Annotated in this window: 14 protein-coding genes; 10 read left to right on the top strand and 4 right to left on the bottom strand. The window is 39.0% G+C overall.

Annotated features, from left to right (window positions below):
- Positions 1-181 precede the first annotated feature (181 nt).
- From D9O48_RS05490 to D9O48_RS05475, 4 genes are all read left to right on the top strand, one after another.
- Positions 182-1,150, top strand: coding sequence for a glycoside hydrolase family 5 protein (locus D9O48_RS05490; protein WP_126971431.1), 969 nt, complete (start codon positions 182-184; stop codon positions 1,148-1,150).
- Between the two features lie 86 nt (positions 1,151-1,236).
- Positions 1,237-1,590 carry a YciI family protein gene (locus D9O48_RS05485; protein WP_199750506.1) on the top strand — a complete coding sequence of 118 codons (354 nt, stop codon included), beginning with the start codon at positions 1,237-1,239 and terminating at the stop codon, positions 1,588-1,590.
- Positions 1,571-2,845, top strand: a complete 1,275-nt coding sequence (locus D9O48_RS05480) for an RNA polymerase sigma factor (RefSeq protein WP_126971429.1) — start codon at positions 1,571-1,573, stop codon at positions 2,843-2,845. Before D9O48_RS05485 ends, D9O48_RS05480 begins: the two co-directional genes overlap by 20 nt.
- Before the next feature lie 146 nt (positions 2,846-2,991).
- A complete protein-coding gene (locus D9O48_RS05475) occupies positions 2,992-3,534 on the top strand; it encodes a GNAT family N-acetyltransferase (RefSeq protein ID WP_126971427.1) in 543 nt (180 codons plus the stop codon).
- On the opposite strand, the gene D9O48_RS05470 is transcribed toward D9O48_RS05475, so the two are convergent.
- From D9O48_RS05470 to accD, 4 genes are all read right to left on the bottom strand, one after another.
- On the bottom strand, positions 3,535-4,368 hold the full coding sequence (locus tag D9O48_RS05470) for a DUF695 domain-containing protein (RefSeq protein WP_126971425.1): 834 nt from the start codon (positions 4,366-4,368) through the stop codon (positions 3,535-3,537).
- Between the two features lie 225 nt (positions 4,369-4,593).
- Positions 4,594-5,589, bottom strand: a complete 996-nt coding sequence (locus D9O48_RS05465; RefSeq protein ID WP_126971423.1) for a hypothetical protein — start codon at positions 5,587-5,589, stop codon at positions 4,594-4,596.
- A 20-nt stretch (positions 5,590-5,609) separates the two neighbouring features.
- Positions 5,610-6,047 (bottom strand): SsrA-binding protein SmpB, encoded by a 438-nt coding sequence (gene smpB, locus D9O48_RS05460; RefSeq protein ID WP_126971421.1) that lies wholly within the window; start codon positions 6,045-6,047, stop codon positions 5,610-5,612.
- Positions 6,048-6,127: 80 nt separating this feature from the next.
- Positions 6,128-7,036 (bottom strand): acetyl-CoA carboxylase, carboxyltransferase subunit beta, encoded by a 909-nt coding sequence (accD, locus tag D9O48_RS05455; RefSeq protein WP_126971419.1) that lies wholly within the window; start codon positions 7,034-7,036, stop codon positions 6,128-6,130.
- Positions 7,037-7,426: 390 nt separating this feature from the next.
- Here accD and D9O48_RS05450 point away from each other — a divergent pair, with 390 nt between their 5' ends.
- The 6 genes from D9O48_RS05450 (at position 7,427) to D9O48_RS05425 (ending at position 16,180) form a co-directional block, all read left to right on the top strand.
- Positions 7,427-8,113 (top strand): succinate dehydrogenase cytochrome b subunit, encoded by a 687-nt coding sequence (locus D9O48_RS05450; protein ID WP_126971417.1) that lies wholly within the window; start codon positions 7,427-7,429, stop codon positions 8,111-8,113.
- A gap of 155 nt (positions 8,114-8,268) precedes the next feature.
- A complete protein-coding gene (locus D9O48_RS05445; protein WP_126971415.1) occupies positions 8,269-10,242 on the top strand; it encodes a fumarate reductase/succinate dehydrogenase flavoprotein subunit in 1,974 nt (657 codons plus the stop codon).
- 108 nt (positions 10,243-10,350) lie between these two features.
- On the top strand, positions 10,351-11,112 hold the full coding sequence (locus D9O48_RS05440; RefSeq protein ID WP_126971413.1) for a succinate dehydrogenase/fumarate reductase iron-sulfur subunit: 762 nt from the start codon (positions 10,351-10,353) through the stop codon (positions 11,110-11,112).
- Between the two features lie 632 nt (positions 11,113-11,744).
- Positions 11,745-12,230, top strand: coding sequence for a VOC family protein (locus D9O48_RS05435; protein WP_126971411.1), 486 nt, complete (start codon positions 11,745-11,747; stop codon positions 12,228-12,230).
- 82 nt (positions 12,231-12,312) lie between these two features.
- Positions 12,313-14,460 (top strand): S9 family peptidase, encoded by a 2,148-nt coding sequence (locus tag D9O48_RS05430; protein ID WP_126971409.1) that lies wholly within the window; start codon positions 12,313-12,315, stop codon positions 14,458-14,460.
- 109 nt (positions 14,461-14,569) lie between these two features.
- Positions 14,570-16,180 carry an ABC-F family ATP-binding cassette domain-containing protein gene (locus D9O48_RS05425; protein WP_126971407.1) on the top strand — a complete coding sequence of 537 codons (1,611 nt, stop codon included), beginning with the start codon at positions 14,570-14,572 and terminating at the stop codon, positions 16,178-16,180.
- Positions 16,181-16,287: the final 107 nt, after the last annotated feature.

Here is a 16,287-nt window from a genome sequence, read left to right as displayed (position 1 = left end):
ATTGTTGAAAAAAATTAAATCTCAAAACGAATAAAAATTTGTTTTGAGATTTTTCTTTTCTGAAAATAAAGTAAAATATTATACTCAAATTAGATAAAATACCATCACTATTTTACAGCGTTTATAACGAAATTTATATTAAGACGGATGCTTCACCGCCTAAACGTTAAACACATATGAAATGAATAGATTAAAATTTTTATTATTGCTTGTATTGCTGACTGTTGTTGTTAATGCAAATATTTTTGCCAACACACCGGTAGAACAAATGGGGCAACTTCAGGTAATCGGTACCCAGCTTTCAGATAAGAATGGTAAACCTGTACGCCTTACAGGAGCCAGTTTTGGCTGGAGTAATTTTCATCCGCGTTTTTATACGAAAGAAGTAGTGAAATGGTTGAAAGATGACTGGAAGGCGAACGTTGTCAGAGCTGCACTCGGAATAGAACCCGATGGCGGTTACCTGCAACAACCGGCGCAGAATTTAAAACTGATAGAAACGGTGGTGGAAGCCGCTATTGCAGAAGGTATTTATGTAATTATTGATTGGCATGCACATGACATCCATACGGCGGAAGCTAAAAACTTCTTCGATAAAATGTCGAGAAAATATGGAAAATATCCCAATGTGATTTATGAAATTTTTAATGAACCCGACCATGAGTCCTGGGCAGAAGTAAAAAAATATTCCGAAGAAATTATTCAGACTATACGTAAAAATGATCCTGATAATATTATTCTCGTAGGAAGCCCTGAATGGGATCAGCGTATTGATCTCGTACAGAAAGACCCTATCAGAAATGTATCAAATATCATGTATACCGTTCATTTTTATGCAGGCACACATAAACAATGGTTACGTGACCGTACAGATGCTGCTATCAAAAACGGAATTCCTGTTTTCCTTTCTGAGTCCGGACCATCGGAGGCTGACGGTAATGGTAAACCTGATTATGAAGAAATGGACAGATATATTGACTGGATCATTAAAAATAACCTGAGTTGGGTGAACTGGTCAGTGTCGGATAAAAAAGAAATCTGCTCCATGTTACTACCGTCTGCATCTTCAAAAGGAAACTGGAAGCTTTCTGATTTGAACGAATCAGGCGTAAAAACGAGAGAATATCTTCATAAACTCAGTCAGAAATAACGGTATGAACCGGTAGGCTAAAAAATGTCCCTTAAAAGTCAGTTCATTTGTTATTATTTATAATAATTATTTTTTAACTTAATGACATGATGAAACAATTTTTAATGCTCATCCGCGAAAACGCCGAATATGGTGCGTTGACCGCCGAAGAAATGCAAACCGACATAGAAAAACATATCGCATGGGTTGAATCGTTAGTAGAAAAAGGAAATTTTGAATCAGGAAATCCTTTAGAAGCTAATGGTGCTATCATCAAAGGCGGTATAGTAACTGATGGCCCCTTTGTTGAAACAAAAGAATGTGTGAGCGGTTACTATTTCTTATTAGCCACTTCTTTGGAAGAAGCTGTTAAAATAGCTAAAACATGCCCTGCAATCGAGGCTGGTGCTACTATTGAAGTAAGAGAGGTCATTAATACCGATGATGTTCCCAACGAATAATGATAACGAGTTATCTCATTTTACGGCTCATCTTTTCCGTGAGAATTCGGGAAAGATGATTGCCGTTTTGAGTAAACGCTTCGGTATTGATAAAATTGATGATGTTACAGATGTTGTACAAGATAGCTTCGAGGCAGCCCTCACCAAATGGAAATACGGTAACCTGCCCGAAAATCCATCCGCATGGCTGATGCAGGTGGCTAAAAATAAAATGATCAATAAACTAAAAGCAGCCAACCACCAGCGGGTTACACTTACTGATCATTTTTATGGTATTGATATTTCTTCTGAGCCCACTGAAACTGAAATTGCAGACAGTCAGTTACGCCTGCTATTCTTCTTTTGTAAACTTGAATTATCCCCGAAAAAAAAGATTCTTCTTACGCTTTATTTCCTATGTGGATTCGGCTATGCTGAAATTGCCAATGCATTACTGATGCAGGAAGAAGCTGTTAAAAAAACGATCACCAGGTCGAAAGAATTACTCAAATCTTTCCATTCCACCCTTGAAGACGAAAATCTTCTATCGCAGATCCATCAGGAAGAACTTTACCTGATTCTGTATCTTATGTTTAACGAAGGCTATAAAACCACCAGGTCTGCAAACGGATTAAATACTGATTTATGTTATGAAGCTATAAGGCTTACCAAACTGATTTTGTCGGAGAATAACTATGCTGAAGCCGGTGCCTTACTGGCATTGATGTTTTTTAATGTAGCACGTTTTCCGGCCAGAATTGATGAAGAAAAAAGCTGGATACCTTTAAAAGAACAAAACCGTGAATTATGGAATAAAGAATTGATTCTGGAAGGGTTTTATTATTTAGACCTTGTTCAAAAAAAAACAACTGCGCTAAACAGCTATTATTTAGAGGCATTGATTGCCTCCATTCATTGTAGCCACTCGAGCTATGAACAAACCGATTGGAGAAAAATTGCTTTCCTCTACCATCAGCTTGAGAAGTTAAAGCCTTCTTCCGGTACGGTAGTATTGAATAGAATGATGGCTGAAAGCCATTATGAACCAGCCTCCAGCCTTATTCAGCAAATCGGTGAAAGAGAATCTTTTTTCATGAAAGGCAATCCCTATCTTTTATATTTATGCAAAGCTTATCTGTTTCAAAAAGATAATCAGATTCATGCTGCGTTACATTTCTATCAAATGGCACTGAATTTGGTTAAATCAGTGATGGATGAAAAATATATCCGTTTACAGATGAAAAAATTGCTGGATACCGGATCTCATTCAAATTAGCTATAATAAATATGTAATTGTACTTATGGATAAATATGTTACAACTGATGTTGCGGCATATGGGAAAAATTTGTATCTTATTAGAATGAGTAGTAAGCTAAAAAGTATATCCTGTAAATAGTAACAGGTGATTAAATGCATGTGATATGGAGATTCCTATAATCAGAACAGACAAAATAATGATGCGTCCTTTCGAAGACACTGATCTCGAACAGGTTTTCAATGGTTTGTCGAACCCGGATGTAATCAGGTATTATGGCGTCAGCTACGATTCGCTGGAAGCTTGTAAAGAACAAATGCAGTGGTATAAGCAATTACAAGAAAATAATACGGGTGCCTGGTGGGCTATCTGTTCGCTTGATAACAAAGTGTTTTATGGTGCTTCAGGTATAAGCGGTTATTCAAAACAACACCATAAAGCAGAAATAGGGTATTGGTTGTTACCCGAATTTTGGGGCAGGGGAATCATCACCACAGCCGCAGCATTGGTTTGTTTATATGCGTTTGAATTATTTGCTTTACACCGGATTGAAGCGATTATTGAGCCGCAGAATGCCTCTTCAAAGAAGGTGATGCATAAGCTGGGCTTTCAATATGAAGGCACTATGCGCGATGCGGAAATTAAAAACGGCCAATACATAGACCTGGAAATGTATTCGAAATTAATCACAGATACAAATGGTCGTTGATTAATCTTTTCTGAGTACCGTTTGCCAGCCCGCATAATTGCCATTATATTCTCTGGCCAGGTACCAAAGGTCTAAAGTGTATTCATTCACACTGTAGATATCTACCAAATCTTTACGGGATATAATCAGCGCATAAGGATAGAACGGGTCCTCGCTGTTTTTCTTCTCCAAAACAGTGTATTTCTGTTTAGCTATTTTGGTAATAAAATCTTCTCTGTTATAAATATCTCTAAAATGAATAATGTGTTTTACTTCCCTTGCAGTCGTTAGTGGGTCGCCGTTTTGACTTAACACCAGAACTGTTTTGGTATTCTCTATTATCTGCTGATACTCTTCTCTCGGATAAAGTACTTCTGCATAAAATGCCCAGTAAGTATCATCCTCTGTTTGAATTTTATATTTATAACCCGGAAAAGAGGCGAGGGTTTCCTGAATAACTGTTGAACAGTTGGTAACACTATCGGTGTAAAAATAAAAATCCTTATTTCCTCTCGTAACAATATTTCCGGCATAAACGATGTTTCCGGCAAGATGGATATTTTTTACAAGCGAATCTTCAATGGCCAGTAATTGTTTTGCTTCACGCATTGTAGCAAGGCCGTCAACGTCTGATTCTTTCATTTTAAGTGATAGCAATACGATAGAGGAGTGATTGGCTAAAGGAGCAAAATCTATCAGTGCGACGTCTACATAAATAGAAGCTACTCTTTTATTAATCATGGATCTGTAATTCTCCCATTGTGAATAATGAAAATGTGTACTATCCGTTTTTTGAGCGAACGAATAAAGTGCACATACCATTAAGATCAGAATTAGTAAAGCATTTTTTCTCATGTACGATTCTAAGGCTTTGTTGGTTCTTTTAAAACTTTAATGTTTTAAAGAGTACCTGCCGGCCGGTTTTCCGGTTTGCAGGTATGGGTAAGTTACATTTTTTGAAGTAAAAAGAAGCTACTCTTGTATTAAAATAGTTTTATTTAACAGATGTTTATAAAAGAAAAGCACTACCGAACGATAGTGCTTTTGAATATGTTGTAAGATAAATTAATAACTGTAAGATTACTTTTTCTTTCGCCGTAATCGTACGGTACTGTTTAGATCTAAACTACTGCTTAAATATACTTCGTAGGCATTTTCTCCATCGCTGATAATCATCAATGCAGTATTAGGTGGATACAAGCCCAGGTTTTCAGCAAACATTGAAATCTCATTGATTTCTCTGTTCGGATCAAGTGCCAGATAAAGCGTAAGTGCCCGGGCTGTTAAACCTTCTCTCACCAATACGGGTTGATTGTTCAGGAATACACTGATAGAATCTCCGTCAATTTCTCCGTTATCATAAAAACTGACGCGGATTGAATCACTGGCAATTTCAATTTCACGCACGACCGATTTTTTTCTGCTTTCAAATTTCTTGACCAGCAATTTTTCGGTATCGATATTGATTGTTTTTGCTTGTAATTCGCCTAATTCTTTTCTTTCAAAGCTGGAAGAAACTTTTTGTACTACCGGTTGTGCCGATTTGTATTCTCTTTCAGAAACAATATAATCTTCTTCAGCAGGCTTCCAGATTTTTCTACCTACTAATGTATTTCTTAGAAGAGAATCCTGGTTTTTAATTTCATTATCAACTGAAAAATTTACGCGTATTTCCGGGCAGGTATATTTGTATTTATCGTCGCTGTAAAAAGATCCGGTTAAGGAGCTGCTTACCTGTGATACGATAAATTTTCCTGAAAAGTTCATAGGGCATTCAATGCCGTCTCTCCCTGTTGCTTTATAAAACAGCATCGGAAGGTTTTTAATGAATACTTCTCTGGTTTTTGGATCATAAGTACCTCTGATGTAGAAGCTCTGATAAGTGTCTCTGAAATAATATCCGAAAACTCCTTCAACGTCGTTTCCTTTTTGTCTGAGAATTAATTCGGTGAGGTAGTTACTGTTGTTTCCCTGTGCTAATACGTCTGCTCTTCCGTACCAGGCTCCGGTAAGGGTTTGTGCCTGTATATTGGTAACAAAACAGCAGAGGATTAAAAAAGAAATAAGTTTATACATAAGGTAGCCAGATAATTGAATTATTTGATAAAGCGTTTCATTTCTCTTTCTACGTCGCGTTGTTTAATTGTTTCCCGTTTGTCGTATAATTTTTTACCCTTGCCCAAACCGATTTCTAATTTCGCAAACCCCTTGCCATTAAAAAATATTCTCAGGGGAACGATGGTATAACCACGTTCTTTTAACTTGTTTTCAAGTTTTCTGATTTCTTTTTTATTGAGCAATAATTTACGAAGGCGTACGGGGTCGTGATTGTTCACGGTGCCATGCGAGTATTCTGCGATGTGAAGGCTTTTAATGAAAACCTCCCCTTTCTCAATGATACAATAGCTATCGTTAAAGCTGGCTTTACCGGCTCTGAGTGATTTCACTTCGGTGCCTTGGAGTACCAAACCGGCTTCGAATTTATCTTCAATAAAATACTCGTGATAGGCTGATCTGTTTTTTATGTCTGCCATACAATACCTGCTTCACTAATGAAATGATAACTAAAGAGGGGAGACAAAATCCCCCCTCTTTCAATAAATATACTAAAAAATTAGTTTTTGAGCAATGAAAATACGGTTGCGAGTTTATCTTTCAGTGCTTTTCTATGAACGATAAAGTCTAAGAAGCCGTGTTCCAATAAAAACTCACTTCTCTGGAAACCTTCCGGTAAATCCTTTTTAATGGTTTCTTTGATAACGCGAGGGCCGGCAAATCCGATAAGGGCGCCCGGTTCTGCGATATTCAGATCTCCCAACATACCGAAAGAAGCAGAGATACCTCCGAATGAAGGATCGGTTAAGAAAGAGATATAAGGAAGTTGTGCGTCGCTCATCAGCGAAAGTTTACCGGAAACTTTTGCCAGTTGCATCAGCGAAAACGCAGATTCCATCATACGTGCACCACCTGATTTACAGATAATGATTAACGGACACCTGAGTTCTAAACAAAGATCTACTGCACGTGCAATTCTTTCTCCCATTACGCTACCTAAAGAACCGCCGATAAAGGCAAAGTCCATACAGGCAATCACCAGGTTTTCACCTTTCAGTTTACCCTTCGCAACGCGGATAGAATCGGTCAGTTCAGTTTTTGACCAGATTTCTTTTAAACGTACTTCATACGATTTTAAATCGGTGAATCCGAGATAGTCTTTAGAGCGTATTTCTTCGAAAAAGATGTCGAATTCTTCATTGTCGAAGATAATATCAAAATACTCTTCACTACCAATACGGTGGTGGTAGTCACATTTAGGGCACACGTATAAGTTCTCATCGAGTTCTGTGGCGGTACAAATGTATCCACACTCAGGACATTTGCTCCACAAACCTTCCGGAGTTTCCTTTTTTTCAGCGGTACTGGTTAAAATACCTTTTTTCATGCGTTTAAACCAACCGCTCTGGTCTGCACTGTTAGCACTCTCACCGGTTAAGTTCGAATCGAAATCCTCTTCTTGTTTCATTCTCTTGGATTTAGTTGGCTAAGATATGAATTTCATACTTTACGATCAAACCGTAACCAAAAATAGTGGCCCGGACGTAAAAGATCTGAATTAGTAAAACCTTTAGGGCGGCAAATTTAATGGGGAATTTGAATTATTACAAAATCCTGAATAACAATTCTTAAAAATACAATGAAATGATGCCTGAAAGCGTTGTATAATAGCAATTAGTGTAGAAAATCGGATTTTGCAAGATAACGAAAAAAAGAACAAAAAGATGAAATGTACTTTTTTTTTACTAAAATATGAATTTACAGATTTGCTACTTTAAATTTGCAAAAGATTTGAAAATGAACACGACATTTCAAGCAGGTGATATTCATTGGCTTGGAACATGAAAAACTGATTTACATGAAATGGATTGACTTATTCACGTCTTCTGTAGGTAAGAAATTTATAATGGGATTAACAGGTATCTCATTAATTGCTTTCCTCATCGTACACGCTGGTTTGAACGCATGTATCTGGGCTAATGACAATGGCGAAATGTTCAACACAGCTGCTTATTTTATGGGTCACACAGTAGTGATCAGAATTGCTGAAATTGGCCTTTTTGCCGGAATTCTTTTACACATTGTACAAGGATTGGTTTTGGTTTTCCAAAATCAGCGTAAGCGTACTGTAAAGTATGCTGTACCGATTAAAGACGGAAAATCGAAATGGTACAGCCGCTCAATGGGTTTATTAGGAACACTCGTATTATTATTCCTGGTAATGCACATTGCTCATTTCTGGGTACCTTCCCGTATTACACACACATTAGATGAAGTACAGTTAGGACTTAAAACCGGTGAAAACCTGTATGCCAGAATGTTGGATGTATTTCAAAGCCCGCTGGTGGTAATTCTTTATGTATTGGGTTGTATCTCTCTTTGTTATCACCTGATGCATGGCTTCCAGTCTGCTTTCAGAACATTTGGTGTACGTAACGATCGCTACTTGTCTATCTTAACACCTGTAGGCGTGTGGTTTTCAATCATCATTTGTGCAACTTTTGCCATGATGCCCATCTCTATGTACTTAGGTTGGGTGAACTAAGTGAATTATTAACTGGTAGTGAAGAGGTGACCACCCGTGAGATGTATATCAGTTTATATATAGTAATATCAGATTAAGCATTTCCCGATCGCTACAAGGTGGAAGTGGGAGGGAAAGATTCTTTTATTGAATCTGCACTTTAATAAATAGGTTGTATGTTGAATTCAAAAATTCCCGCCGGTCCTTTAGATAAAAAATGGACTGATTATAAAGGGCATTGCAAGCTGGTAAACCCAGCCAACAAGCGTAATTTGGAAGTTATTATTGTCGGAACCGGATTGGCTGGAGCGTCTGCTGCAGCTGCTTTGGGTGAGTTAGGTTATAAAGTGAAAGTATTTTGCTTCCAGGATTCTCCTCGTCGTGCGCACTCAATCGCTGCACAAGGAGGTATCAATGCTGCTAAAAACTACCAAAACGATGGTGACTCTGTTTTCCGTTTATTTTATGATACGATTAAAGGTGGCGACTATCGTGCCCGCGAAGGAAACGTACACCGTCTGGCAGAAGTTTCTGCTAATATTATTGACCAGTGTGTAGCGCAGGGTGTTCCTTTTGCCCGTGAATACGGTGGCTTATTAAGCAATCGTTCTTTCGGTGGTACTCAGGTACAAAGAACTTTCTACGCAGCCGGTCAAACCGGTCAGCAATTATTGATCGGTGCTTATCAGGCTTTAGAGCGTCAGGTAGCATTGGGTAATGTAACCCAATACACCCGCCACGAAATGTTGGAAATCGTTAAGATCGATGGAAAAACCCGTGGAATTATTGCCCGCGACCTGGTGACCGGTAAATTAGAACGCCATTTCGGACACGCTGTATTATTATGTAGCGGTGGTTACGGAAACGTATTTTATTTATCTACCAATGCAATGGGATCGAATGTTACCGCTGCATGGAAAGCCCATAAAAAAGGTGCTCATTTCGGTAATCCGTGTTTTACACAGATTCACCCTACCTGTATTCCGGTTTCAGGCGATCATCAGTCTAAATTAACCCTGATGTCTGAGTCATTACGTAATGACGGTAGAATCTGGGTACCAAAAGAAAAAGGTGATAACCGCCGCGCAAGCGATATCCCTGAAAATGAAAGAGATTATTATTTAGAAAGAAGATATCCGGCCTTCGGTAACCTTGTACCGAGAGACGTTGCCAGCCGTGCTGCCAAAGAGCGTTGCGATGCAGGTTACGGTGTAGGTACTTCCAAACAAGCCGTATACCTTGATTTTGCCGCTGCGATTGAAAGATATGGCAGAACACAGGCAAATATCATTGGTCATCACGATGCTACCCTGGAAGAAGTAATCAAATTAGGTAAAGAAGTTGTAAAAGAAAAATACGGTAACCTTTTCGATATGTACGAAAAAATTACCGGTGAAAATCCTTACGAAGTTCCAATGCGTATTTATCCTGCTGTTCACTATACGATGGGTGGATTATGGGTAGACTATGAACTGATGACTTCTGTACCGGGTTTATATGCACTGGGTGAGGCTAACTTCTCAGACCACGGTGCTAACCGCTTAGGTGCTTCTGCATTAATGCAGGGCTTAGCCGACGGTTACTTCGTTATTCCTTACACTATCGGTAATTATCTGGCTGATGAAATCCGTACAAAATCGATCCCTACCGATCACCCTGCATTCGTAGAAGCAGAAAAAGAAGTAAGCGATCGTATCAATACATTAATGAGTATTCAGGGAACTGAATCTGTAGAAAGCTTCCACAAACGTTTAGGAAAAATTATGTGGGAAAAATGCGGAATGGCTCGTAACGAACAAGGATTGAAAGAAGCAATTGTTGAAATTCAACAATTGAAAAAAGAATTCTGGTCGAATGTAAAAGTTCCCGGAAAAATTGAAGAATTCAACCCTGAACTAGATAAAGCCAACCGTGTTGCTGACTTTATTGAGCTGGGCGAGTTAATGTGTTTGGATGCATTACAAAGAAAAGAAAGCTGTGGTGGCCACTTCAGAGAAGAATCTCAAACTGAAGAAGGAGAAGCTTTACGCGATGATGCAAACTTCAGCTATGTTGCTGCCTGGGAATACAATGGCGACAGCAAGTGGAATCTGCATAAAGAAGAATTAAACTTCGAAATTGCCAAACCATCTCAACGTAGTTATAAATAATTAAAAAACAGTTGTAATGAACTCAATATACATTACAACTGTTAACATAATATAAGTGATCAAATCACTGACGAAATCAAATTTTAGCAAATTATTCAATATAGTAGCATGGAACATTATACAATGAATCTTACGCTGAAAGTGTGGAGACAAAAAAACAGCAGCGATAAAGGACATTTTGAAACTTACCAGGTAAAAGATATTTCTTCTGAAATGTCATTTCTGGAAATGTTCGATGTATTAAATGAACAACTCATTAAAGAAGGAAAAGAGCCTATCGCTTTCGACCATGATTGCCGTGAAGGTATCTGCGGTATGTGTTCTATGTATATCAACGGACGTCCACACGGTCCGTGGCATGCAAACACAACCTGTCAGTTACACATGCGTGCATACAAAGATGGTGATACCATCGTAGTAGAGCCATGGAGAGCGAATGCATTTCCTGTAATTAAAGACCTGGTTGTTGACCGTAACGCCTTCGACCGTATCGTTCAGGCAGGTGGTTTCATTTCTGTAAATACCGGTAATGCAGTTGACGCAAACGCTTTACCGATTGAAAAACATAAAGCAGATGAATCATTCGCTGCTGCAGCCTGTATCGGTTGTGGTGCCTGCGTAGCGGCTTGTAAAAACAGCTCTGCTATGTTATTCATGAGCGCTAAAGTTTCTCACCTGGCATTATTACCACAAGGTGATCCTGAGCGTAAGAACCGTGTATTAAATATGGTGGCGCAAATGGATAAAGAAAACTTCGGATCTTGTACTTTCACACAAGCTTGTGAAGCGGTTTGTCCGAAAGAAATTAAAGTAACCAATATCTCCCGTTTGAACGGTGAGTACCTGAACGCAGCCTTTACAGAACAATAAGGTATACATCATTACAGATATCCAACTCTTCCACTACTGTGGGAGAGTTTTTTTATGTATATAGAGTGGTGGGGTTTCGCTATACATCCTGATATTGTTTCAGATGCATCAGAATCCTGAAGAGATCATATTTTTATTCCGGTATAAAAACAGTACAGATTATTTGCCTAGGAATACATCCTTGATAAATCAGCTGATAAGCATGTAAAGGATACGACCCCTTCAGGGTCGGAGCACAGGTTTACGGGAGTTAGAAGGATGTGACCCCTCCGGGGTCAGGAAATATTAGCTATATCTTATCAAAGGTAACCAAACAGCGCACTCCGGTCATCATGACTGCGCAGCAGTCCTATGCTTGTATGCCGTATATGGTATAACCCGATACCCAACGAGTAATCCCGAACGATGACTGCGCAGCAGTCCTATGCTTGTATGCCGTATATGGTATAAACCGATACCCAACGAGTAATCCCGAAAGATGACTGCGCAGCAGTCCTATGCTTGTATGCCGTATATGGTATAAACCGATACCCAACGAGTAATCCCGAAAAATGACTGCGAAGCAGTCACATCTTTATATATGGCAACATTTTTTATCATAAACTGTTACATTTACGAATAAATAATATTTTATGAGTTATCAGGTACCAGCAAAGACGAGAATCGGGCATGTTCACCTGAAAGTTGCCGATCTGCAACGTGCACTTGATTTTTATTCGGGTATTTTAGGGTTTGAACTGCAGCAAAAGTATGGTAGTCAGGCTGCTTTTATCAGCGCAGGCGGTTATCACCACCATATCGGGCTTAACACCTGGCATAGTAAAAACCAGCCTCCGGCACCCGAAAATGCTCCCGGCCTTTACCATACGGCGATCTTGTATCCCACCCGTAAAGACCTGGCAAACATCCTTAAAAGACTTATTGAAGTACAATATCCGTTAACCGGCATGAGCGACCACGGGGTGTCTGAGGCTATTTATCTGGATGACCCCGATGGAAACGGCGTAGAGCTTTATTGGGATAAACCGCAGGAAGAGTGGCCGGTAGATAAAGAGGGAAATTTACAAATGGTTACTAAACAATTAGATGTAAAAGGATTGTTAGCTGAAGCCGACTAAATTACATCGATTGGGTATTTTTACAAACGGTATGGTCTTCTAACAAGGAATACTTATTTTAGGTACAAATTTTTAGTGGACCATGAAAATCAAATTATATCATCTGTCAATTATTGCACTTGCTATAGCAGGCTGCCAGGAAGAGAATAAAATGAAAGAAGCTTATCAATGGCCAAAAGAAGCAGCACCTCCGGATGCAGATAAAATTGAAAAAGTATTAGCGGCACATGGAGATTCGCGTATTGATAATTACTATTGGATGAATGAGCGCGACAGTAAACCTGTAATAGATTACCTGCAGGCTGAAAACGCTTATTACGATACAATGACCAGCGGTTTAAATGATTTGAAAGAGTCTTTATTCCAGGAAATGAAAGGCCGTATTAAAGAAGACGATGAGTCTTTACCGGTGAAAGACAACGGATATTGGTATTATACCAAAAATGAAGCCGGTAAACAATATGAAATTTATTGCAGAAAAAAAGACAACCTTTCTTCGCCTGAAGAAGTGCTGATCGATGCCAATCAGATGGCAGAAGGAAAAGCTTATTTTTCTTTGGGTGCTTACGAAATTTCAGACAACAATGAAATTATGGCTTATTCTATCGATGAAGTGAGCCGTAGAATTTATACAATCTATTTCAAAAATCTGAAAACCGGTGAAGTATATACTGACAAAATCGAAAATGCCGAAGGTGGAAATATCGTATGGGCAGCCGATAATCAACATATATTTTATGTTGTAAAAGATAAAGTAACCTTACTGGGAAATAAAGTTTACCGCCACAAATTAGGAACTCCAAGTAGTCAGGATGTTTTGGTGTACGAGGAAAAAGATAACCGTTATTACATGGGTATTTCCAGAACCAAATCTAAAAAATACATTACCATCGGAGTAGAAATGAATCAACAGAATTCAGAATACTATATTCTTGACGCAGCTACACCTGGTGGTAAATTTGTATCCTTCCAGCCTCGTGAAGAAGGATTGTTATACAGTATTTATCATAAAGATGATAAGTTCTATGTATTGACCAACCTGAATGCTCCGAACTATAAGTTGATGGAAACACCTATCAACAACACCAGAAAAGAAAACTGGAAGGAAGTGATTCCGCACAGAGAAAATGTGAGCATTTCCAGCGTTTCACTTTTCGACAAATATCTGGTGTTAAGTGAAGTGAAAGATGCAATGCCTAAGGTACGGGTAATTCAACTCGATTCCGGTACAGATTATTACATCGATTTTGACGAGTCTGTTTATTCTGCTTATGTAGGGTCAAACAACGATTTCAATACAGATACTTTAAGAGTTACTTATAACTCAATGATCACACCGCGAACCACCTATGATGTGAACATGGCTAACAAAGAGCGTGTGATGAAAAAACGTACAGATGTTTTAGGTGGATATGATCCGGCGAAGTACGAAACCAAAATGATCTGGGCAACGGTTCGTGATGGAGAAAAAGTTCCGATGACCTTATTGTATAAAAAAGGATTGAAGCTGAACGGTCAGAATCCATTGTTACTATATGGTTATGGTTCTTACGGCATTTCAATGTTCCCGGGCTTCAGTTCAACCCGTTTTTCTCTGGTTGACCGTGGTTTCGTTTATGTAATTGCTCACATCCGCGGTGGTGAAGAGTTGGGACGCAAATGGTACGACAATGGCCATATGATGAAAAAAATGAATACTTTTTATGATTTCATTGACTGTGGTGAATTTTTGATTAAGGAAAAATATACTTCAAAAGAACATTTGTATGCTCATGGCGGTAGTGCCGGCGGTTTGTTAATGGGGGCGGTAACGAATCTCCGTCCGGATTTGTGGAATGGTATCGTGGCACAGGTTCCTTTTGTAGATGTAATTACTACGATGAGCGATGAAACCATTCCTTTAACGACGGGTGAATACAAAGAATGGGGAAATCCTGCAGACAGTGCCGAATATTTTTACATTCGTCAGTATTCTCCGGTAGATAACGTGAAAGACGCTGAATACCCGAATATCCTGGTAACCACCGGTTACCACGACTCTCAGGTTCAGTACTTTGAGCCTGCAAAATGGGTCGCTAAACTGAGAGATCACCACAAAGGAAATAATGTGATTTTATTCAAAACCACAATGGAAGCAGGACACGGAGGAAGTTCCGGCAGATTTAACCAATTAAAAGATGTGGCAGTTGTTTATTCATTCCTGATGGCATTAGAAGGAATTACAAAATAAAAAATCTTAGAAACAGATTAAAACAAAAGAGGCGGGGTCAACACCCGCCTCTTTTGTTTTTCACATCGAAAAAACCTACCTTTGCAAATTCAAAATTTGCGCATTTGTTATGATTACAGTGAATAACGTCACCCTATCATTTGGTAAAAGGGTTTTGTTCGATGAAGTTAATTTGTCATTCAGTAAAGGTAATTGCTACGGTGTCATTGGTGCCAACGGAGCCGGTAAATCTACCTTTTTGAAGATCTTATCCGGTGAAATAGAGCCGAATAAAGGTACTATTGACATTACTCCGGGTGAGCGTATGGCTGTTTTAAAGCAGAACCAATTTGAATTTGACGAATTAACCGTGCTGAATACTGTATTAACAGGCCACAAAAAAATGTGGGACGTGATGCAGGAGCGTGATGCGATTTATGCAAAAGCTGATTTTACTGAAGAAGACGGTATCCGTGCCGGAGACCTGGAAGCTGAATTCGGTGAAATGGGTGGCTACACTGCAGAAAGCGACGCAGGTAGTTTGTTAAGTGAATTGGGCGTTAGCGAATCAATGCACCAGACTTTAATGAAAGACCTGAGCGGACCGATGAAAGTTCGTGTATTGTTGGCGCAGGCACTTTTTGGAAATCCGGATGTACTGATCCTCGATGAGCCTACCAATAACCTCGACGTTGTAACCATCTCGTGGTTAGAGAACTTCCTGGCAGATTATGAGAATATCGTTATTGTGGTATCGCACGACCGTCACTTCTTAGACGCTGTTTGTACGCATATCGCCGACGTAGACCGTCAAAAAATTAAAATCTATACCGGTAACTATAGTTTCTGGTACGAATCGTCTCAATTGGCAGCCCGCCAGATGGGAGATAAAAACAAGAAAGTAGAAGAAAAACGTAAAGAGTTGATGGACTTTATCGCCCGTTTCTCTGCAAACGCTTCGAAATCAAAACAGGCCACTTCACGTAAAAAAGCATTGGAAAAATTAACTGTTGAAGAAATTGTAGCTTCAAACAGAAGATATCCGGGCATTATCTTCAAACAACAACGCGAAGTAGGTAATCAGATTCTGAATGTTGAAAAACTTTCAGCTTCTGTAGATGGAAAAGTATTGTTTAAAGATGTAAGCTTTACCGTTAATAAAGGGGATAAAATCGCCTTTGTTGCTGATGATCCGTTAGCAATCACAGCTTTCTATGAAATCATCAACGATGAAATGAAAGCAGACAGCGGTAAATTCGAATGGGGAACTACTATTACAAAAGCATATTTACCAAACGATAACTCTCAATTCTTTACACAAAATCTGAACCTGATGGATTGGTTACGTCAGTACGTACCTGCCCACGTTACAGATGCTGATGAGGCATTTTTAAGAGGATTCTTAGGAAAAATGCTCTTCAGTGGTGAAGAAATCATGAAAAAGACATCCGTACTCAGCGGAGGTGAGAAAGTGCGTTGTATGATTTCGCGTATGATGTTGCAGGATCCGAACGTGATTGTGTTAGATGATCCTACCAACCACCTCGATCTCGAATCTATCCAGGCTTTCAACGAAAGTATGATTAACTTCCCGGGGGTAGTGCTGTTAAGCTCTCATGACCACACCTTCCTTCAAACGGTAGCCAATAGAATTATTGAGCTGACACCAAACGGAGCGGTAGATAAGTTAATGACTTTTGATGAGTATATTGATGATAAAAAGAAGAAAAGACAGGCTTAAACATAGGAAAGGGGCATTTGCCCCTTTTTTTATACAATTTTCAGTGGTATTTTTAAGTTAGTGATTATTTGCAAACCATAACTGTTGATTGGAAGACTTATAATATT

It is taken from the genome of Gynurincola endophyticus, assembly GCF_003991195.1.
GTDB lineage: Bacteria > Bacteroidota > Bacteroidia > Chitinophagales > Chitinophagaceae > Gynurincola > Gynurincola endophyticus.
The sequence above is the reverse complement of the archived record's forward strand: the minus strand, read 5'-3'. Positions and strand labels throughout refer to the sequence as shown.